We start from the raw sequence: 20,967 nt of genomic DNA, 5'->3' as shown, positions 1-20,967 counted from the left end.
ATAAGTTAACTTAAAACGCTAAAGCATTCTTTTTCATGCTTCAAACCATGCGCTAAGCCTTATTTTGCACGCGGATGATGGGTCTCATAAATTTCTTTCATCGTCTTGCGCCCATGCTGACTGTATTGCTGTCCAGGCTGTTCGACATGACCAAGCATGTCCTGCACCGCACGAGTGTCAGCTCCGCTCGCAATGAGGTGAGCCGCAAATGAATGGCGCAGCGTATGCGGTGTAATTTCACCCGAGATACCCGCGTCCACAGCAGATTTTTTCAGCAACTTCCAGAATCCCTGCCGGGTCAAACGTCTGCCGGATACATTCACAAATAATGCCTGCTCGTCCGTTCCTGCTTTAAGCAATTGTTCACGGAACTCGTCTATATATACGCTCGTCCAGTGAGCAGCCGGTGCACCAATCGGAAGAATGCGCTCTTTCCCCGCTCCGCCGCAACGAATGAATCGCATAGCAGGCTGCACATCCCGTACATCCAGCGCAATCAGTTCCGACACCCGGATGCCCGTAGCATATAACAACTCCAGCATGGCTCGATCTCGAACGCCTTGCGGGGAACTGACGTCAGGAGAGGCAAGAAGCAGTTCGATCTCCGGAATCGTAAGAACTTGTGGAGGTGTCTTGTCGGCTTTGGGTGCTTCCACATCAAACGTAGGGTCCTGTACAATCTCGCCGCGCCGCATCAGAAAATGGAAATAGGATCGCAAGGATACGATACTGCGAGCAATCGTTGCATTCGCACGGCCGTCCTGTTTGAGCTGGCCTGCAAATAACACAACATGTGTTCGTCTAACCTCACTCGCTTCACGAATTCCATATTCCTTTCTTACAAATTCAACGAACTTGTCCACATCTCGAAGATAGGATTCCAGTGTGCTACTAGACATTCCTTTATCTTCTTCCAGGTATAAAGCATAGGCGTGTATGGTCTGATTCATGTACAACACTCCTCATCTGACAGCAATGCCAAACGGCAGGCTGCTTTCCGTATTTGCATCCCTGATGGACCGAACCACTCACGCCTGCAGCTACTCACCGTACCAATAGAAGAGACGAAGCCGCTCCGCCATCGTAGGACGCGCTTCTCCCGTGCCTGGCCAATCCGTTTCCTGAAATACCTTAACCGCATTGCCCGTTGGCATCTGATACTGATCCACAGGTGAAATCCAGCCGTTAAACAGATCGAGTACATGGTAAAACAGATACACCAGCGCAGCAAAAAACACAATAAATCGTATAAAACGGAGCCCTCTCCGCACAGATATAATCATTGGAACTGTCCCCTCCCATATTTCAAGTCCAGTATCGTTCTTGAAACAGGGTATGTCCCAATGTCCGGGAATATGCCTTGACGAGTGAACCATAAGCCAGGTTCGTGACCAAAAAAGCTCCCCCGTCAAAACCGCCGGTGAGAGCTTGAAGATAGGCTATGTTATTCTTCATCTTTGGGCTTTTGTTCATTTTTAGCTTTGCAACGATAACAAATTCCATGAAAGTCCAGTCGGTGATCTACGACCGAAAAGTTAAATTCCCGCTCCAGTCGTTCTTCAAGCGGTCCAAGCCAGTCCTCACGTATTTCATCCATACTTCCGCATTGCACGCAGATTAAGTGATGATGGTGATGCTTGGATGTATCTCCGCGCAGATCATAACGCGCTACACCGTCGCCGAAGTTGATTTTCTCTACAACATGCAGCTCACTCAATAGTTCGAGGGTACGGTACACGGTTGCCAGACCGATTTCGGGAGCCTTTTCTTTAACGAGCATGAATACATCCTCTGCACTCAGATGATCTTCTTCATTCTCTAAAAGTACTCTTACGGTGGCTTCCCGCTGGGGCGTTAATTTATAACCTTGGGACTGTAGTTGCTGCTTAATTTTATCAATCCGTGCTTCCATTTTCTCCCTCCCCCTAGGAAATCACTGCACACTGCAACTTAACCCACTCTTTTCATTATAGGGGGAGTTCAATATCAAAGTCAACATTTTAGGACATGCAGTACAAGCTAGACAGGAAGCAACATCGGCGTGACCCAGCGCATCATTAAGCAAAATATTTTATGTAGAGACTAGGAGATAAAAGGCATATTATGAAACGTTAATTATCCAAAAAAATAAGATTAAATCCCTTAATTTCAATTAAACCAAATGTATTTGAATTTAAACTGCAATTAGGTTCTTAATATGATTTATTGTCTTATATATTTTACATAGAGCTACTGTAGTCGTGTCCATTGCTATTCTTTCTTATGAATTTGCGGTCGGATTATCGAAGATTCATAAATCTGTTTTAGATTAAAAAAAATCCACAAATACCTTCTAAAAAGTAAAAAGAGAAACTTATTTTTTCATTTTAACATTTTACAAATATAGATAAAAATGTTTAGACAAACCATTTTAAATCTCATAAAGTCATTATAGAGATAATACATAATAAAGGAGATTAAACAATGAAGAAATTGAAATTACTTTTAGCATTAATTATTATTTTAGCTACATTCCCAAATTATATTGTAAATGCTGCAGAAATAGAACGTAATGTTCTGTTAGGTATTCCTTTTTATCACGATGACGGTCGAGTTATTTCTAGTCCCACTGACGGAAACTATAGTGCAAGCAAGGCCTTTTCGCTGATTGGGAAAATGACTGCAACTATTGATGAAAATGTAGCACTTACTGGTATTGGGTTATCAGCAAGCAATAGTGGCTTTGATACAACTGTTAAGCTCTATGATATTGATGGGAAAATACTATTTTCCCAAGTCATTAACGGAACCACTTTAATGCGAAATGGTTTTCCATTGAATAACGCTCACAAAATCACAATAGAAACATCAGGATCCCAAGATATGAAGATATACGGTCTAACATTAAGAACTTTAGATCCAAAATCAACTACAACTCCTATTCCTACACCAACTCCCTTACCAGTTCCAGAGCAAGGAGGTGCTAAAGCAATGCTAACTGTTACTTTAATAAATGGATTCGAAAAAGAATACGATTTACCAATGAAAGATGTCGATGCCTTCTTGAATTGGTATGCTTCTCGTGATGAGGGTAGGGGTCCCGGATCATATGCAATAGATAAGTACATAAATAACAAAGGCCCCTTTAGCAAACGTAAGGACTACGTTGTTTTTGATAAAATTCTTATCTTTGAAATTAGTGAGTATACGGAAGGATAAATTAATCCCCCGCCGACCGATTAAGGTTAAGGTGGGGGATTAATTTATGCTCTCAGATATTATTCAATAGCATCGGCGTGACCCAGCGCATCATTGCGGGGGTAATCCACGTTTCAAAAGAGGCCACCCCCAGCAGCAGTACCGCCATAACTACGGTCAAAATAACATAGGATGCAAACGGTCTTTGACGGCCTGGTGCACGGTGCATCAAAACGCGATTGCGTATGATATATAACGAGAACGTCATTGCAGCCACACTGCAGATCAGCAGGATTGGAATGACGAACAGATTATGCGGCGCTACGGATACAAGTGCAAACAGCAGCCCTTTCCACGAGTACTGTCCGACGAGATAACCTACGGTAAAACCGATCAGTACCCCTTTTAAAAAATCCAGAACCAGTATGCCTGGCAAACCTACAACAGACAAGCCGAGAATAAAGATTAACCCGACCCATTTTAGATGAAGCATGGCAATATCCCAATAAGCGGTGTGCTCTGTCCCTTGCGAACTATGTTGCACCGTCATGAAAAAATTGCCCAAATAGGCTTCGAGATCCTGGCGCTGTTCCAAGGAAAGAGCGTTGACCATCAATGCGCCAAAGATGACACCGACCAGAAACAAGACAGCGACGAATACATATAACGAGGTTTGCCCTTTGAACGTAAAATAAGAAGAACGCATACAGGTACGAGTCCCCTTTCCGGTTATCCTGCTGCAAGGAGATATAAGACATATCAAACGTAAGACTTAATCATCCTTATGATTCAGCTTATGAACCTGGGCTCACCTGTATGACTTCTTGTCCGAATTATAACAACCTGCTCTACTCATCATACTCGTTCTACATTTTCTGAGATGTCCGCTCTTTGGTTGCGACCTTACCGTATGTGCCCCCACCGCCAGAGGACAATGTCAGTTGGCCATTACGAGCCGCTACGATCAATTCAGCGAGCACCGAACCAACGACCTCGGCTAGTTGAGCTTCGTCTGTACGATGCAAGACAGCCATCTCTGTTCCAAAACGATCCAGCAGTTGACGCAACTTGGCTTTGCCAAGGCCTGGAATGAACTCAAGCGGAACCTGATAATAGTATGGTGGCCTGTCTGCTGGAAGCTTCGGTTGCTCACGGTCAGCAATAGCCAGAATACGATCCAGCACCCCTTGAACAAGCTTTGGGCTACCACAAAGAGCACAACGTTCAGCGGATAGATCCTTCTCATCCATAACGCTACCACATGCTGCACAATAGGTCCGGTGATACTTACCGAGTCTTGGATTCAAACCATAATTGGCCGCAATCCTTCTCCCCTCTTCCCCTAGCAATGCCATACGGAATTCGTCAAAAGAAGGCGATGCAATCTGTAACTCATTGTATTCCCGCCCGATTTTACCTAGCGAATGCGCATCCGAATTCGTTAGAAACGGAACCTGATCCAGTTCCCGAATGTAACTCGCCATAGAGGAATCCGAGCTTAGACCCAGTTCAACCGCATCCACTAGGCTCGTGTCCAGCACATCCGCCATACGTGGCGCTGTGCTACCATAGATGCCCTTATGCGGTGTAAACACGTGAGCGGGTACAATAAGCCCGCCGCGTGCCTTGATCTCCGCTTGCATCTCAAGAGCAGGTACATATACCCGCTGGGAGCTGAGATTTACATTTTTCATATAACGTGTCATCCAGGTTGTAAAAGACTTTATTGTACCCAGATCCCGGAAGTAGGCGAGCATGTGGAACTCACGCATCTCAGGCTCGCGAAGCTCGATTTCGGTTCCGAGCAGAATGGTTGTATCCTGATACGCAATACCGCCGCCCTCAACCTCAGACATCGTACCGTTCTCCAGCAGCTCCTCAATATCCCTCTGCACAACCGGAGAATGGCAATCAATGACCCCAAGCAAATGAACTCCTTTACGAGTGGAAGCCTCCCGGGCTATATTCTCAAAAGTTAAGTCACGGCTGCCGCTGATTTTAACCGCCTCACCACGTGACGTGCGTCCGATGTGGATATGCAGATCCGCATAACACGGCTCCCACAGCGGTAGCGTTCCCTTTTGATTTTGCATGATTAAAACCGTCCTGTCGTTTTGTAAATATCCCACGCATACACAGCCATCATCGTTTTGGCATCACTGATCCGATTTTCGTCCATCAGCTTGTACGCTTCCTCCAGCGTAATCTCCGATACTTCAAGAAACTCGTCTTCGTCCAGGGCCATCTCTCCAGCTTCCAGCTCTTCGGCGATATACAGGTGAATGATCTCGTCCGCGAAGCCTGGTGAGGTGTAGAAAGACCGCAGATGACGGAGCGACTTGGCTTCATATCCCGTTTCTTCCTTCAATTCACGCGCCGCTGCCACCTCTGGCTCTTCACCCGGATCAAGCTTGCCCGCAGGAATTTCCACTTCGGTACGCCCCATCGCCTGACGGTATTGATCCACGACCAGCATGCGATCTCCCCTTAATGCCAGTACCGCTACCGCTCCTGGGTGTTTGATAATCTCTCGGGTCGCCGTCTGCCCGTTTGGCAGCTTCACTGTGTCTACCTGAAGTGAGATCACTTTGCCCTCAAAAATGGGCTTGGTGGATACCGTCACTTCATCAAGCTTAGGATTCGCAGGCTGCGGTGCATAGATGGATGCAGCTGTTGTTTTTGATTTCATGTGGACTTCAGCTCCGTTTCATTTGTGTTGAGTTCAATTGAACTGAGCTAATTTACACGGACACTCCGATGACAGAAGAAACTTCCAATCGCTGTTATCCCCAGATTTTTTGATTCTCTTGTTGCAAAGGTAGAAAATCCGGTGATAAAGGCGACCGCTTCGCTTTTCCAGTTTTTTTCTGTCCTCTCCGTTGATGTGTAAAAAATTCGTTCAATTGAACTGAGATGTATAAAATGGCGATTTCAGGCATATGGTGAGCCTATACGAATTTTATCGTGTGTACAAGTCTAATACGTACATCGAGAACCAAGGGGGACTCACCAAATGAAAAGTTATCTCACACCGCAATCAGCACATGTGGTCGGACAAGCCAGACAAGTACAGCTTATCCTTAGACAGTGGATGCGTGAATGGGGCTCCGAAACCAAACTAGTCGACATGCTAGCCGGACGCAAAGGCTAGAAGGTTTAACATTGTTCAAAAAGTCCGAACCCGGTCTGCACCGAATTCGGACTTTCATTTTTTTTCAGAGAACGCTACGCTTCTATCATCCCATAGAGTATCTTTTATTTCGATCGCTTACTTTCCTTTTGCCGTTTCCTGCACAATCGCGATAACGACTTGGGAAAGTTTCACAATGTCTGCAGCGCGAATGCGTTCTTTGGTTGTGTGAATATCTTCATACCCCACAGCCAGATTCACCGTTGGAATGCCGAAGCCGTTAAAAATGTTCGCATCACTGCCGCCACCAGAAGCAAACGTGCTTGTTTCCAAACCCAGGCTTTGAATCGCCCGCTGGGCAAGTTGCACTACCTCATGGTCGTCATGGAATCCGAATGCTGGATATTTAATCTCACTGCGGAACTCTGCGGTTGCACCATATTTGCGACATGTCGTCTCCAAAGCTTCACGCATTTGGGCAATTTGCTGTTCAATTTTCTCCTGCACAATACTGCGGGCCTCCGCATCGATCTGAACAAAATCACATACGACGTTCAATGCAGAGCCGCCTTGGAATTTGCCAATATTCGCTGTCGTTTCGTCGTCAATGCGTCCAAGCTTCATCGCTGCAATCGCTTTGGCTGCAACCTGAATGGCACTGATTCCATCTTCCGGATTCACACCGGCATGTGCCGACTTGCCATAGATTTTCATCTCAATCTCCGCTCTTGCTGGAGCAGCCACGCAGATCGTACCCACCGCTCCGTTAGAATCCAGCGCATAACCAAAGGCAGCATCGATATCTTTCGGATTCATTGCTCGTGCACCGACAAGACCGGACTCTTCCCCGACCGTAATCACAAACTGAATTTTGCCATGCGGAATGTTGTTCTCCTGAATGACACGAATAGCTTCAAACAGAGCCGCAATGCCCGCCTTGTCATCCGCTCCCAGAATTGTTGTGCCATCACTGCGAATCCATCCGTCCTCGCCAAGCTCCGGTTTGATTCCCTGTCCGGGGGTTACGGTGTCCATGTGACATGTGAAGAGCATCGGCTCTACACCTTCCACACCTGCAGCTTCCAGTGTAACAACCAGATTTCCCGCACCATGCCCTGTCTGGTTCATCGTATTGTCCTCATAGACGTTAAGGCCAAGATTTGCGAATTGTTCTTTTAACACCTTGGATATGTTCTGTTCATTTTTTGTTTCGCTATCAATCTGCACTAGATCCATAAATTGCTGAATCACACGCTGTTCATTAATCATTAGACTTTCCTCCCTATCGTAGATACGGTACAATACAGGTACTATGGCTTGTTCAAAAGTTCTGAAAGGAGTTCTCTCTTCATGCAAAATAAGAAATGGTTCAAAATTGTGATCTATCTCATGCTGGCAGCCATGGTTGGCTCCACTCTTTTCATTGCGCTGGAACCGTTGCTGTTTGGATAGTCACTACGATCTGAAGCTCTTCTAACGCGCTGTCTACAGACGCTGGAGGGCTTCTTCTTCTGTACTCCATATCAGGTCATATGGGAATATACGCTGAAAATAAGGCACAATATCCCGGGCTACCTGCTCAATCGTGTATGACTTCCCCGTGATATCCTCCAAAGAAGTCACACCATACTGTTCAATTCCGCATGGAATAATGCCCTGAAACCCGGCATGTTGAATACCTGAGGTAATGTTAAAAGCAAACCCGTGACTCGTCACAAATCCACGTCGATGCTTGCACCGGTTAAACTTGATGCCGATGGCAGCAATCTTCAGGTCACCGATCCATACGCCTGTATATCCCTCTTTACGGCCGGATACAACGTCCTGGTCAGCGAGATAATCGATCATCACCTGCTCCAGCTTACGCAAGTAACCATGCAAATCCAATTCCTCATCCCGACCAAGCACTAACAAAGGGTAACCTACCAATTGACCCGGCCCATGATAAGTAATATCACCGCCGCGATCAATTTGAAACAAGGATATCCCTTGAGCTTTCAACTCTTCCTCACTCCAAAGCAGATGCTCCGGATGATTCTGTGATCCAATCGTATAGGTTGGTGGATGCTGTAAAAGCAACATCTGTTCAGGACCTTCACCTTCGTCCAATTGTTGCACAATTGATTTCTGAAGATTCCATGCCGCTTCATAATCAAGCATAGGTATGTATGCCACATTCAGCGGTTTGCCCATACTTTCCCACATCCTTCTGCCCATGGTTTAATATATGAAAATATGTCTGTCTCTAGACAGCCAGAAAAGTGCACGGCCCGAGGCACATACACTTTCCCGTCATTTTATATCATAAACTTAATACACTTTCGTTTCCATATTGTACCCTTCCAGATTTTCCTTGACACGTTGCAAGAAGCGGCCACAGATGACGCCATCCAGAATCCGATGATCCAGGGAAAGACACAGGTTAGCCATGGACCGCACCGCGATCATATCGTTAATGACAACCGGTTTTTTCACTATGGACTCAAACGTAAGGATAGCCGCCTGTGGGTAATTGATAATCGGCTGGGACAGGATCGAACCGAATGAACCTGTATTGTTCACCGTAAATGTACCACCCTGCATGTGATCCAGCTTCAGCGTGCCTTCACGGGTTTTACGAGCCAGGTCATCAATCTCACGAGCAAGACCTGCGATATTGCGCTGATCTGCCTGTTTGATGACAGGTGTAAGCACCGAATCCTCTGTACCTACAGCCATGGACAGGTTAATATCCCGCTTGACAATAATTTTATCAACTGCCCATACCGAGTTCATGATCGGGTAATCTTTAATCGCATTGACGACTCCCTTCATCATGAATGAAAGATAGGTCAGGTTAATGCCCTCTTTCCGTTTGAACTCATCCTTCAATTTGTTGCGCAACATGACGAGGTTGGTTACATCCACCTCAATCATTGTCCACGCATGAGGAATTTCAGATACACTTTGACGCATATTACGCGCTATGGCATTACGCACTGGGGTAACATCGATAAAATATTCTGATCTTCCTTGTCCGCCGCCTTCCACTTCAATCTGTGGAATTTTCGGACTTTCGGTCAGATGGATTCCCGAATGACGCACAGGAACGCCCGCATCGGATGCAGGAAGTGTCTGTCCTGCTACGCCGTTCGCAGCTATTGATGACGTAGTTGCACCAGCATCTCTGATTCCGCTAAACGGGGAAGACGATGAAGCCTGTGCAGCAATGTTAGATGTTTGAACGGGTGCTTGTACTGTGTTTGCCTGTCCGCCCTGTGCAACATAAGAAAGCACGTCTTTACGTGTAATCCGGCCGCCGGCGCCTGTTCCCTGAACATGTTGCAGATTCAACCCATGCTCTGCTGCCAGGGATTGCACCGCAGGAGAATAACGATGGCGCATCGGCTGATTCGGATCAAACGCAGCTGCGTTTGTGCCCGTAGCAGGAGATTGACCTGCATTACGCTGAACCTGAGCTTGCTGCGATGGTTGTTGCTCGCCCGCAACAGGTGTAACTTGTTCCGCCGTATCTTCATCAGTAGCAACGACTTGCATACGGCAGATGGCCTCACCTACCGCAATGGTCGTTCCTTCTTCCACCAATAGATCACCCATAATGCCATCCACCGTAGACGGTATCTCGGCATTCACTTTATCCGTAATGACTTCACAGATCGGCTCGTACTGTTCCACACGGTCACCCGGTTTTTTCAACCATTTGCCTATGGTAGCCGAGACCAGGGATTCTGCGAGCTGCGGCATAATGACCTCGATCCATTTCATACGTTCAGCCATTGATTTATCACTCCAAACTTTGTTCTATCTTTATTGATCAATACGCTGCAAGTTCGCGCATGGCTGTTTTGGCTTTATCCTTGCTCAGCATATAAAATTTCTCCAACGTAGGACTGATTGGCATAGCTGGTACATCTGGACCACACAAACGCTGAATAGGCGCATCCAGATCAAACAAACATTCCTCACTGATGATTGCCGCAACTTCTGCGCCTACACCACCTGTTTTGTTATCTTCGTGTACGATCAGCACCTTGCCTGTCAACCGGGCGGAAGCGATAATGGCTTCACGGTCGAGCGGTTGCAGTGTACGCAGGTCCAGTACGTGTGCCGTAATGCCCTCTTCCCGTTCCAATTCCTCTGCGGCCTGCATGACAAAATGCAGTGGCTGACTGTATCCGATGACCGTAATATCAGCACCTTCACGAAGGACATTGGCCTTACCGATTGGAACGATGTAATCATCCTCAGGCACATCTTCCTTGATCAACTTGTAACATTTTTTATTTTCGAAAAAGAGTACCGGGTCAGGGTCACGGACTGCCGCTTTAAGCAATCCTTTGGCGTCATACGCCGAGTAAGGAGCGATGATTTTGAGTCCCGGCGTTCCAAAGAAAATGGATTCCGGACATTGAGAGTGGTACAAGCCGCCGAAGATCCCGCCGCCGATTGGCGCTCGAATTACGATTGGACAGCTCCAATCATTGTTAGACCGATAACGGATTTTGGCCGCCTCACTAATAATCTGATTTGTTGCTGGCAGCATAAAGTCCGAATATTGCATTTCCGCAATCGGCTTCATGCCGTACATTGCCGCACCGATCGCCACACCGGCAATCGCAGATTCAGACAATGGCGTATCCATGACACGCATCTCGCCGAATTGATCCTGCAACCCTTTGGTTGTGGTGAACACGCCACCTTTTACACCGACATCCTCGCCAAGAACAAAAACATTCTCGTCCCGTTCCATCTCTTCTTTCATTGCGAGACGGATTGCATCAATATATTCCATCATAGCCATGATTACCGTCCCCCTTCTTCGCTGTCTGCATAGACATGCGTCAGCGTGTCCTCAGGTTTAGGATATGGCGCATTGTCTGCATATTCAGTTGCTTCTTTCATTTCGAGCGCAAGCTGGGAAGCCAGATCCGCATCCCGGGCTTCATCCCAGATGCCGCATTCAATCAAATAATTTTTCATCCGAAGTACGCCGTCTTTCTTCCAGTTCTCCTCAACTTCTTCCTTGGTTCGGTAGGCCAAATCATTATCCGAAGTCGAGTGTGGAGACAAACGATACATCATCGCTTCAATCAGTGTCGGACCTTCACCGGCGATAGCACGCTGGCGCGCTTCCTTCACAGCCGCGTATACTTCGAGTGCATCATTGCCATCTACACGAAGTCCCGGGAAACCATACCCCAGTGCACGATCAGAGATTTTGCCGCTAAGCTGTTTGTGAATCGGAACCGAGATTGCATATTGATTGTTCTCACACATAATGATCACAGGAAGCTTATGCACCCCCGCAAAGTTTGCGCCTTCGTGGAAATCCCCCTGATTGCTTGAACCTTCCCCAAATGTAACAAAAGAAACAAACTCTTTCTTCTGCATTTTGGCAGCAAGAGCAAAGCCAACCGCATGAGGAACCTGCGTAGTCACTGGACTGGACCCAGTAACGATACGCAGTTTCTTGTGACCAAAGTGACCTGGCATTTGCCGGCCGCCACTGTTTGGATCTTCCGCCTTCGCAAAGGCAGACAACATCAACTCACGCGGCGTCATGCCTACGGCAAGAACAAAACCATAATCGCGATAGTAAGGCAAATAGTAATCGTGATTACGATCCAAACCAAAAGCCGCTCCGACTTGCGCTGCCTCTTGGCCTACACCGGATACGTGAAAGTTAATTTTGCCAGCCCGCTGCAAGAGCAAGCAACGTTCATCAAACTTGCGTGCAAGCAGCATGTATTTGTACATATCTAAAACTTCTCCATCGGTAAGTCCCAGTTGTTGATGTCGATGAACCGCATCTGCAGTACCTTGTGAACTCATATGAGGTACCTCCTTTTAATCAAAGCCTTTTGCAAGTCCTACTACCCGCTCTTATAACCTGGTACTAAGACTTGGCTTAACCTTATTATAATCCCTTTTGCCCAAAAAAGGAAAGTACCTTTCTCACTAGGGGGGTGTCTGACTTACATTCCAATCGCTTTCCCGTCCACGGCTAACATCGCTTCGCCCATGATTTCTGACAATGAAGGATGCGGATGTATGGTCTGTCCGACTTCCCATGGCGTTGCATCCAGCATCTGTGCCAATGAAGCTTCTGCAATCAGTTCCGTAACATGGGTGCCTATCATATGTACCCCCAGAATATCATTCGTTTGGGCATCTGCAATGACCTTCACGAATCCATCGCGACTTCCGTGAATCAAGGACTTGCCGATCGCCTGGAATGGGAACTTGCCGGTTTTGATCTCGTGTCCGCGTTCTTTAGCTTCCTTCTCAGTGAAGCCAATGCTGGCAGCTTCTGGGCGTGTATACACGCAGCGCGGAATGCGATGTGCTTCAACCGGATGCACGCTCTCACCAGCAAGATGATTGACTGCAAGTATGCCTTCGTGACTTGCGGCATGGGCCAGCTGTAACCCGCCGATGCAGTCACCAATCGCATAGATATGGCCTTCTCCAGTCTGCAAATATGGGTTAACGGCAATAAAACCGCGTTCTACTTTGATATCCGTGTTCTCAAGTCCGATATTTTCAACGTTAGCTTGACGCCCAACAGACACGAGCATTTTCTCAGCCGTCAGCGTTTCTACCTTATCTCCCGCAAGCTGCACATCAATGTTCACGTTCTGATCTTCGGTGCGGTAGCTATCCGTCATCAGTTTAGCACCAGTCAAGAAACGTACGCCCCGTTTGCCTAGTAAACGCTGCATTTCTTTCGCTATATCTTCATCTTCCGCAGGAAGCACATGAGCCGCTGTCTCAATCACCGTCACACTCACGCCAAAATCATTCAGCATAGAGGCCCATTCCAGACCGATGACACCACCGCCTACAATAAGGATTGAAGCTGGCAGCTCGTCCATGCGAAGCGCTTCATCACTGCTCATGATATATCTTCCATCCGGTTCAAGACCCGGCAGTACACGCGGACGCGAGCCCGTAGCAATAATGAGGTTCGTTGGAACGACTGTGTCCATCTCGCCGTCCTCAAACTCCACCGCTACAGCTCCGCTCTGTGGTGAGAAGATCGATGGCCCAATCACACGTCCTTTGGCGTGCACAACTTCAATTTTATTTTTTTTCATCAAATATTGAACGCCCTGATGAAGTTGCTCCACAATCGCATCTTTACGCGCCTGAACCTTCGGGAACACAAGCGTTGCTCCTGTTGTCTCGATGCCGTAGCTCTCGCTATCCTGAATTTCAGCATACATCTCGGCACTTTTCAATAGCGCCTTGCTTGGAATACAGCCACGATGCAGGCAAGTTCCACCGAGCTTGTCCTTTTCAATAATAACGACCTTTTTGCCTAGCTGGGCAGCACGGATCGCCGCAACATATCCACCCGTTCCTCCACCTAGTACAGCAACATCACATGGTATTGGCATCTCTATGTTCTCCTCTATATACTCATTTTTTGAATATAAATAATAATAAAATGACCGATGGTACCTAATTTACTTCCTACCCTCTATATGCCATTGTACTCTCCTTGAGCGGTCAACTCAAAGTTTGACCATTCTCGCATGGACAGTCTGTACATTCCAAGCTATGATATAAGCAGGGATTCCCTGTAAGCGTAACCTTTATTTTATGTCTACTTTGGCAGAAAGGGTATAATGCTCATGAATACAAAAATAGTCTTTGCGAGATTCCTCGCGATAATTGTACTCGTTATCCCCGGCTTAATGGCCATGAAGGGTTTTCTTATGATGAAAGATGCCCTGTTTCTATATTACGCCGAACATGGAAACGACATGATCGCCCCCGGCTTTCAGTGGCTCTCCTTCCTGGGCGGACTTGTACTTTTTGCCGCAGGTATGAGTTTTCTGGGGGGCTGGATTCTGTTCCGTGACCGCAAGCGTAATTATGTAGGACCACGTTTTCGCTCCAAAAAACAGTCCGAACAGGTTGAAACACCCGGAAGCAGTTCATAATTCCGGGCTTTTTTGTTTTTTCCACACACTTCATACAGACAGGATGGATTCATATGGTATCCTTTTTACTGACATTAAAGCGTCTGCTTAAAGGCATTTTCCATGCATTCAAGGACCCGAAATTTTTGGCTTTATTCGTTTTGACAGCTGCTACCTTACTCTCGGGTACGCTGTTTTATACACGTGTGGAAGGTCTCCACTGGATTGACGCCCTGTATTTCTGTGCAGTTACTCTAACGACGGTAGGACATCCCCATTTCGAGCCTTCGACCGGATTTGGCAAGGCGTTTACCGTAATTTACATGTTTGCAGGTATTGGCCTTACCTTTGCCATGATTGCCAGAATAACAGCTGGCATTCTATTCCCCCGCAGAATGAAGACAGAAGAAGATGTCGAGTAGTTATCACTTTCAATTGTTAGTTTCATTCATACAAGGCATCTCGAAGTTTAGTCGACATGCGTGACTCTTTCGAAGAGGACTTCAGAATCGTTCTGCGTAGCGCCAGATTACTGGCCTGCAACCGTTCTGCTTCTGTCAGTAGTTCTGTAAATAATGCCTGCGCAGCTTCATCCAGCTTGCCTTGTTTATTCAGCTCCTCATAACGCTGCTTCAGTAAAGTTAATGCTTCGTTCATGGGTAACACCTCTTTTCAGATGAATCCAGTGGCTCCGGCTTTCGGAACCAACATCGTAACCATCCATATAGTAACACAAACCGATTCATATTAGTTCTGGCTCTTTCCAAAGAAGATGTGGTAATCTGTAATGGTCGCTTTTTTTGAATTCCGTATGCGAGAGGGGTAGCAGCACCGTGCAAACTGGACGTATTACCGTAATTACTGGACCCATGTTTAGTGAAAAATCTGGTGAACTTATTCGCCGTTGTCAGAAACTTATTCAATTTGGCCGTAAAAAGGTCGTTGCCTACAAACCAGCCGAAGATGATCGTTTTGCTCAGGACGAGATTGTAAGCCGGATCGGCTACAGACTTCCCGCCCATTCCATTCCCCGGCAATTAACGCCGGAATCTGTAGAGACTATTCTGAATCAAACCATAGATGCTGATGTTGTTGCCTTTGATGAAGTTCAGTTTTTCAGCAGTGCGATCATGGAACTCGTTTCCGAACTGGCCTACTGTGGCAAACATGTGATTGTGGACGGACTGAACATGGATTATCGCGGAAAAGAATTCGGATATATCGGCGGCCTGCTTGCCATGGCTGATGATATTGAGAAACTTTCTGCATTCTGCGCAGTATGTGGCAGCCCGGATGCTGCCTTTACACAGCGCATTGTCAACGGAGAACCCGTCACTTTGGGTCCAGTTGTCATGATTGGCGATTCGGAGGCTTATGAGCCCCGCTGTCGCTGCTGCTTTATTCCTCCTCACAAAGTGGAATGCCCGTCCTAAGACACAATAAACACCGAAGCCCAATTGGGCTTTTTTTTATTACCAGCAAAGGGACAGGCACAAAAAAGCACCGCTGTATGCGATGCTCTCCAAATCACTTCCCGCTAATCACGGGAAACAAAATATTTGTTGGTCATGTAATATGCGTCGCCACGTGACGTTTCTACCATTCCTTTTTTGGCATCCAGGAATACAATCTCTTTACATTTTGTGCAATACCATTTGGTCCGCTTATAAGGAGATTCCGTGACATAGGCCGTACCGCATTTACAATCAATCTTCATTAATAGCTCGGTGGATTTATAAGCACTGGACAGACGTTCCAGGTTATCCTGCTGTTGCGTTGGCATGATCGTCTGCTGATAATCGGATAGATGATTTTGAACCTTAAAGTCTGCGACCAAACCTGCATTTAATCCAAAAAACTCTTTGCCGATCTCCGTCACGAAGCGTCTCTCATTTCTATAACAATCGAGCCATTCAACAATCTGCTTATTAGACAGTGGAACCGTACCCTTGATACCGCTATTTAAGGTGTAGGTCATGATGTATAAAGTATCGTCTTGTCTTCCTGAGTACATTAGAATCCTCCTTCGAATACATTTGCTAATGTACTACAAAAACGCGCATAAATCAAAAAAATATTGTTTCCTGAGCGCATTTCTTCTTATTAAATGGGATACATACCTCTCTCATCTGCTAATGTCTTACAAGAACTGCATACACCTGTAACATTTCCCTGTGGAGCGGCGTAATACACAACCCTTTTCACAGGTTTCCTGCAAATGGAACAGTAGTTCCTCCTTTCCTTTTTTGGAGTGTAGTCCGATAGCTTCACTACGTTTTGCTGCCGCCGAAATCTTCGTAAAAAGCCCAGCCAATTCATATTCGCTCACTCTTTCTTATGCGCTTGCCCTATCGTCGTTTTTCCTTGGCCTGCAAAATCGCGCCACCTGTTATGTATACGATTCCAAGTTGTGCGTGCCGATCTCATATTTTATTCGACGTTTCGAGTGTTTTTCCTGTTTTAATCTCAGTACATATTAAAAAAAACCGCAGACACCTGTCTTCTCTGCACTCGAGAAACAGCTGACTAATCGGTTTTTTCATTCATCATTTCATTTATAATATGTGCCCAGTACGTCCAGATCGGATGAACGTTCAATCCGAAAAGGATAGATGAATCCCTGTTTCAGTTTAGCGAACTTTCGTCCCCACAGATCCAGTCCGGATGTAAACTTATATGCCTGATATATGAATTTGGAACAATAATTTCGCTCGATACTTAGAAGGTTCGTTTGCAAGCGGTAGAACTTCACCTGCTCATAATGCTCTTGAACCCATTCTGCTGCCCGAGTACCCACCTGACGGAGCTTGGAACGGAACACAATGAAGCGATCTCCTTCATAAAAGCGAGTGAGATACCAGTCCAGTGTATCGGCAAAAACCGGCCCGTAAGGGTGCACATGATACACCTTTCCGTCCAGACCAATAATGCCCATATGCCCGGCATAATAGGTTGATTCCGAGCTTGGCGTATAGACGATGTCCCCTGGCTCAAGCTTCAACGATTTTAATTCACTAAGAGGCATGTCCTGCTGTTGCCTTTTTACAGCAGCACGTTTACGGCGGCCCTCGACCAATAAACGATGCAGGGCTCCGGCTGTAGCAAGATAAACCTCGGACCATTTCACTCGTTTCATATTCACCCGATGAAGCAATCGCTGAATGAAAGTAGTATTTTGTTGTCCGGATGATGAACTTTTTTTCATATGTTGCACTCCACCCTTGTCGAATTGTAATCCGGTTTTGAGTTTCTAGGCTAGCATGCGTGATGTGGGAATATGTTATGATTCGCGCAAAGCTGTTGTAGATTTTGATTATAGACGGTTTAGTGCTGATCTTCAATTCGAAACCTGTTCAAATTCTGTTCTATCTTGTGCAATTCTCTCTACTTCATACCACATATGAAGCAAAAAAAAATAACCCCGGGAAATACCCGAAGTTATTTTGAGTTCCGATCTTGTTTAAACGTAATATTAACTACTCCACAACACCAAGTGCTTTGTTTTTTTCTTTGAAGCGACTGTTATGAGAAGAGACATACGCTACTTTCTCGGCTTCCGGATCCATATACAGCTTCGCACTGTTAACGGCCAGAGCTGCATCTGTAAATGTACCCGCGATCAGATACAACTTGCTTCCATAATCGACGAAATCACCCGCGGCAAAAACGCCAGGTATGTTCGTTTGCAATCTCTCGGTTGTACTAACATGCCATTCACCCAAGTCTAATCCCCAATCACGAATGGGGCCAAAATCACTCTTCATGCCATGATTGACAATCACCGCATCCACTTCGAGCATCTCCGTCTCTCCGCTTTCCATATGTGTAACAGTTACCTGTTCGATCATATCACCACTTATGCTGTGTAACTTCTCAATTGAGTAGGGTGTACGCACGTCAACTGAAGATTCTTTCATACGCGACACGTTCCGTTCCAGTCCTCCGAAGTGATCACGTCGATGCACCACCGTTACCTGCTTAGCCAAGCTCTCTAGTTCATTCGCCCAATCCACAGCGGAGTCTCCCCCACCCGAGATTAACACTCGTTTACCGCGGAAAGGCTCGAGCTCTTGCACCGTATAATGTAGATTGGATACTTCATAGCGGTCTGCCCCTTCAAGCTCCAGTTTCGCCATTTTGTATATCCCATATCCTATAGCCAGAATGACAGTACGGGTCCAGTGTTGCTCACCTGTAGCGGAAGTTAGCAGAATGGTACCATCCGGTTTACGTTCAAATCCTTCAATCTGTTGTTCAAACACAAGTGTCGGTTCAAATGTACGCGCCTGCTGCTCCAGCTGTTTAATCAGATCTTCGCACAGGATCGGTGTTACCCCTCCAACATCCCAGATCATCTTTTCCGGATAAAACAGCATTCGTCCTCCCAATCTGTCGCGTGCCTCAATTAATTTCGTTTTCATATCACGCATACCGCTATAAAAAGCAGAGTACATGCCCGCTGGGCCTCCTCCGATAATTGTTACATCATAAAGCTCCAACTCTTGATTCATCTCTACAGGACCTCCATCCACTCGACTATGGTAATTGTTCATATGATATTGATTCTCATTATCGTTTAAGTCTAATGGAAATTGGTTCAAATTACAATGCCTATATCATTTTCGCCTCCTGCGTAACTTTATGTGCACGATTTCTTCTTCATTTAGTGTGCTCTTGGAGCAGACAAAAGTTTATCTACAACAAAATCGAGCTGTTTATTGATGGAATAGATGTCTGAATAATAAAAGAAATCAAAATCAATTTCGATCAACCGACCTTCTTTGACCGCCTTAATGTTACGCCATATCGGATTATCCGTTAGATTATCTGCCCCTTCGTACACAGATCGAAACACATAGTCACCTATGTACTCTGGAAGAACTTCCATCGAGATTGTAGAGCCAGCGGCGTCTGATACGACATCGATTTTGTCTTGCACTACTTTAGGAGCTTTCATGTCCAAATACTCATAAACTGCCTGAGAACCCCGACCAAATTGCTTGCTCTCCACAACGACCATACCTTTCAGTCCGCCTTCAATTATGGAAATGGTTTTATCCAATATACCTGCGTCTGCAAGAGTTTTTTTACTCTCTTCCACTTTGCTGTTAAGGTTATCAATCAAGACTTCAGCTTCCTTCTCTTTGCCAAAAATGCTCGCTATGCTGTGAAGTCGTTCTTCAGTTGTCATTTTCTCGTAGGGAATATACACCGTAGGTGCGATATTTTTCAATGTGTTATATGTTTCTTCCGACGGAACAATAATCAGATCTGGATCAAGGTCAATGACCGCTTCAGGGTTCGGTTCGAACCAGGTACCCAATGAATTAACACCTTCAAGCTCACTCTTGTAAGCAGCTCCGTCGTATACATCTGATGTAGCGATTGGCTTGACTCCAAGTGCAACCACATCACCTTGGAGATACAGCACAACAACTCTTTTCGGATTAGCTGGAACAATAACATCACCTTTTATGGTTGAGACCGTGCGTGTTTCATTATCTTTGTTAACTTGACTCCCCGTCTCTGATGTTACTGATGAACTACTGTTAGTCGAATTAGCACCCGTTCCTTCTCCTGCTGAAAGTGTATTGGCGGTACCTGAAGAACAGGCCGTAAGCAGCATCGTTAAACTTAATATTGCAATCATGATCATACTGGAACTTGAATTTTTTCTTTTCATTGTGGACCCTCCGTTTATATATCGATAATGATTATCATAATCAATATATCTTGACTTCAATGCCCAGCCAATGGACGATTCGGATACTTGCAATGGACGATCTTCTGTTTGGCCCAATCCTTTCTTCTTCTTTTGATACAATCTTGGAGACATGCCCACATGTTTCTTGAAAATTCGGCTAAAATAATACACATCTGAATAACCAACCTCTGCCGCAATATCACCGAGCTTTGCATCAGAGTGAGCAAGTAAATCCTGAGCCTTGCCAATTCGCGTCTGAATTAAGTAATCGATGGGACTGTACCCCGTCTTTCGTTTAAATCGCATCGATAGATGACGGGAGCTAAAATTGAATTGTTCAGCTAAAAAATCAAGTGTAACCTGTTCTCTATAATGCTGATGAATGTATTCAAGCGTTTGTTTCACCGGATCAACAAGTTCGGTTTGGCCCTCTTGTGCAGCCAGCTGAACCATCAGTTCATGAATGAATTGATAAAACAGACTCTTCGTATGAAGCAGGTTCAAATTTGATTGTTGCGCCCATACTTTCTCCATCTCATCAAGATATCGTAACAATTTCAGTGGACTACTCGGTGTAAATCCATATTGTAAGGATAACGGAGCACCTAGAGCCTGTCCCTGCGACCACCTTTTACGATAATTTGGAAATGCTCGAAATGCTCTGTAATACAACATAATATATTCGAAATCTTCATGGTTCTGTATATTCAATAATGATCCTTTGGCTCCATGAAGTATAAAAAATGGTTCTGATCTATACTTATGTCCGTTCAATTGAAGTTCGGCCGACCCTCGAATCGAATATACAAAACAAGCAGCAGGCAATGTATATGATCCCTGTTGTATTTCCTTCTTTAAGACGATACGGCGTATATCCAGCACCTTCACGGCCGCATAATTCCAATATTGCATCTGTTCGTTTAATTTCATCATTTCTCTCCAATCCCCGTTTCTCCTGAAACAATAACTGTAAAAATTCTCTCTCTCACACTCATTGATAACCATTATCAATTATACGGATGAAGTTC

At 45.7% G+C, this 20,967-nt stretch carries 24 protein-coding genes; 6 read left to right on the top strand and 18 right to left on the bottom strand.

Annotated features, from left to right (window positions below; genetic code table 11):
- Positions 1-59 precede the first annotated feature (59 nt).
- The 4 genes from ABIE27_RS04425 to ABIE27_RS04410 all read right to left on the bottom strand — a co-directional run bounded on the left by ABIE27_RS04425 (position 60) and on the right by ABIE27_RS04410 (position 1,912).
- Entirely contained in the window at positions 60-950 is an 891-nt protein-coding gene (locus ABIE27_RS04425) for a tyrosine recombinase (protein ID WP_123062226.1), read from the bottom strand.
- A gap of 90 nt (positions 951-1,040) precedes the next feature.
- Entirely contained in the window at positions 1,041-1,283 is a 243-nt protein-coding gene (locus tag ABIE27_RS04420; RefSeq protein ID WP_090922446.1) for a DUF4227 family protein, read from the bottom strand.
- A 22-nt stretch (positions 1,284-1,305) separates the two neighbouring features.
- Complete coding sequence (locus ABIE27_RS04415; protein ID WP_161556822.1) at positions 1,306-1,455, bottom strand: hypothetical protein; 150 nt, start codon at positions 1,453-1,455, stop codon at positions 1,306-1,308.
- Positions 1,445-1,912, bottom strand: coding sequence for a Fur family transcriptional regulator (locus ABIE27_RS04410; RefSeq protein WP_090922447.1), 468 nt, complete (start codon positions 1,910-1,912; stop codon positions 1,445-1,447). The genes ABIE27_RS04415 and ABIE27_RS04410 overlap by 11 nt, the downstream gene beginning before the upstream one ends.
- Positions 1,913-2,463: 551 nt before the next feature.
- Between ABIE27_RS04410 and ABIE27_RS04405 the strand changes: the two genes are divergently transcribed.
- Positions 2,464-3,198 carry a hypothetical protein gene (locus tag ABIE27_RS04405; RefSeq protein ID WP_429349970.1) on the top strand — a complete coding sequence of 245 codons (735 nt, stop codon included), beginning with the start codon at positions 2,464-2,466 and terminating at the stop codon, positions 3,196-3,198.
- Positions 3,199-3,250: 52 nt separating this feature from the next.
- Here ABIE27_RS04405 and spoIIM read toward each other — a convergent pair whose 3' ends face one another.
- The 3 genes from spoIIM to ABIE27_RS04390 form a co-directional block, all read right to left on the bottom strand.
- Positions 3,251-3,883, bottom strand: a complete 633-nt coding sequence (gene spoIIM, locus ABIE27_RS04400; protein WP_429349969.1) for a stage II sporulation protein M — start codon at positions 3,881-3,883, stop codon at positions 3,251-3,253.
- Between the two features lie 160 nt (positions 3,884-4,043).
- Positions 4,044-5,270: an endonuclease Q family protein gene (locus tag ABIE27_RS04395; RefSeq protein ID WP_429349968.1), complete on the bottom strand. Its 1,227-nt coding sequence runs from the start codon at positions 5,268-5,270 to the stop codon at positions 4,044-4,046.
- 2 nt (positions 5,271-5,272) lie between these two features.
- On the bottom strand, positions 5,273-5,866 hold the full coding sequence (locus ABIE27_RS04390; RefSeq protein ID WP_429349967.1) for an NUDIX domain-containing protein: 594 nt from the start codon (positions 5,864-5,866) through the stop codon (positions 5,273-5,275).
- Between the two features lie 324 nt (positions 5,867-6,190).
- Between ABIE27_RS04390 and ABIE27_RS04385 the strand changes: the two genes are divergently transcribed.
- A complete protein-coding gene (locus ABIE27_RS04385; protein WP_123062230.1) occupies positions 6,191-6,328 on the top strand; it encodes a Z-ring formation inhibitor MciZ in 138 nt (45 codons plus the stop codon).
- 117 nt (positions 6,329-6,445) lie between these two features.
- Here ABIE27_RS04385 and ABIE27_RS04380 read toward each other — a convergent pair whose 3' ends face one another.
- Positions 6,446-7,576, bottom strand: a complete 1,131-nt coding sequence (locus tag ABIE27_RS04380) for a M20/M25/M40 family metallo-hydrolase (RefSeq protein WP_123062231.1) — start codon at positions 7,574-7,576, stop codon at positions 6,446-6,448.
- A gap of 81 nt (positions 7,577-7,657) precedes the next feature.
- On the opposite strand from ABIE27_RS04380, the gene prli42 reads away from it, so the two are divergent.
- Entirely contained in the window at positions 7,658-7,759 is a 102-nt protein-coding gene (gene prli42, locus ABIE27_RS04375) for a stressosome-associated protein Prli42 (RefSeq protein ID WP_090922458.1), read from the top strand.
- 33 nt (positions 7,760-7,792) lie between these two features.
- Here the strand turns inward: prli42 and lipB are convergent, their stop codons facing one another.
- The 5 genes from lipB to lpdA all read right to left on the bottom strand — a co-directional run bounded on the left by lipB (position 7,793) and on the right by lpdA (position 13,707).
- Positions 7,793-8,500, bottom strand: coding sequence for a lipoyl(octanoyl) transferase LipB (lipB, locus tag ABIE27_RS04370; protein WP_123062232.1), 708 nt, complete (start codon positions 8,498-8,500; stop codon positions 7,793-7,795).
- A gap of 117 nt (positions 8,501-8,617) precedes the next feature.
- On the bottom strand, positions 8,618-10,084 hold the full coding sequence (locus ABIE27_RS04365) for a dihydrolipoamide acetyltransferase family protein (RefSeq protein ID WP_123062233.1): 1,467 nt from the start codon (positions 10,082-10,084) through the stop codon (positions 8,618-8,620).
- Between the two features lie 37 nt (positions 10,085-10,121).
- Positions 10,122-11,108, bottom strand: coding sequence for an alpha-ketoacid dehydrogenase subunit beta (locus ABIE27_RS04360; protein ID WP_123062234.1), 987 nt, complete (start codon positions 11,106-11,108; stop codon positions 10,122-10,124).
- A gap of 2 nt (positions 11,109-11,110) precedes the next feature.
- Complete coding sequence (locus ABIE27_RS04355) at positions 11,111-12,139, bottom strand: thiamine pyrophosphate-dependent dehydrogenase E1 component subunit alpha (protein ID WP_123062235.1); 1,029 nt, start codon at positions 12,137-12,139, stop codon at positions 11,111-11,113.
- Between the two features lie 143 nt (positions 12,140-12,282).
- On the bottom strand, positions 12,283-13,707 hold the full coding sequence (gene lpdA / locus ABIE27_RS04350; RefSeq protein WP_429349966.1) for a dihydrolipoyl dehydrogenase: 1,425 nt from the start codon (positions 13,705-13,707) through the stop codon (positions 12,283-12,285).
- 231 nt (positions 13,708-13,938) lie between these two features.
- On the opposite strand from lpdA, the gene ABIE27_RS04345 reads away from it, so the two are divergent.
- Together ABIE27_RS04345 and ABIE27_RS04340 are read left to right on the top strand one after the other, a co-directional pair.
- Entirely contained in the window at positions 13,939-14,256 is a 318-nt protein-coding gene (locus ABIE27_RS04345) for a DUF2627 domain-containing protein (protein ID WP_123062237.1), read from the top strand.
- A gap of 53 nt (positions 14,257-14,309) precedes the next feature.
- A complete protein-coding gene (locus tag ABIE27_RS04340; protein WP_123062238.1) occupies positions 14,310-14,657 on the top strand; it encodes a potassium channel family protein in 348 nt (115 codons plus the stop codon).
- Between the two features lie 22 nt (positions 14,658-14,679).
- On the opposite strand, the gene ABIE27_RS04335 is transcribed toward ABIE27_RS04340, so the two are convergent.
- On the bottom strand, positions 14,680-14,892 hold the full coding sequence (locus tag ABIE27_RS04335) for a hypothetical protein (protein ID WP_123062239.1): 213 nt from the start codon (positions 14,890-14,892) through the stop codon (positions 14,680-14,682).
- Between the two features lie 176 nt (positions 14,893-15,068).
- Between ABIE27_RS04335 and ABIE27_RS04330 the strand changes: the two genes are divergently transcribed.
- Entirely contained in the window at positions 15,069-15,668 is a 600-nt protein-coding gene (locus tag ABIE27_RS04330; RefSeq protein ID WP_090922476.1) for a thymidine kinase, read from the top strand.
- 104 nt (positions 15,669-15,772) lie between these two features.
- On the opposite strand, the gene ABIE27_RS04325 is transcribed toward ABIE27_RS04330, so the two are convergent.
- The 4 genes from ABIE27_RS04325 to ABIE27_RS04310 form a co-directional block, all read right to left on the bottom strand.
- Positions 15,773-16,249, bottom strand: coding sequence for a hypothetical protein (locus ABIE27_RS04325; RefSeq protein ID WP_090922478.1), 477 nt, complete (start codon positions 16,247-16,249; stop codon positions 15,773-15,775).
- A gap of 537 nt (positions 16,250-16,786) precedes the next feature.
- Complete coding sequence (locus tag ABIE27_RS04320) at positions 16,787-17,440, bottom strand: hypothetical protein (protein WP_123062240.1); 654 nt, start codon at positions 17,438-17,440, stop codon at positions 16,787-16,789.
- A 271-nt stretch (positions 17,441-17,711) separates the two neighbouring features.
- On the bottom strand, positions 17,712-18,746 hold the full coding sequence (locus ABIE27_RS04315) for an NAD(P)/FAD-dependent oxidoreductase (RefSeq protein ID WP_123062241.1): 1,035 nt from the start codon (positions 18,744-18,746) through the stop codon (positions 17,712-17,714).
- A 152-nt stretch (positions 18,747-18,898) separates the two neighbouring features.
- Positions 18,899-20,869, bottom strand: a complete 1,971-nt coding sequence (locus ABIE27_RS04310; protein WP_429349965.1) for an AraC family transcriptional regulator — start codon at positions 20,867-20,869, stop codon at positions 18,899-18,901.
- Positions 20,870-20,967: the final 98 nt, after the last annotated feature.

This window comes from Paenibacillus sp. 4624 (assembly GCF_050435065.1).
GTDB classification, from domain to species: Bacteria; Bacillota; Bacilli; order Paenibacillales; family Paenibacillaceae; genus Paenibacillus; species Paenibacillus amylolyticus_D.
This window is presented reverse-complemented; position numbering and strand designations above follow the sequence as displayed.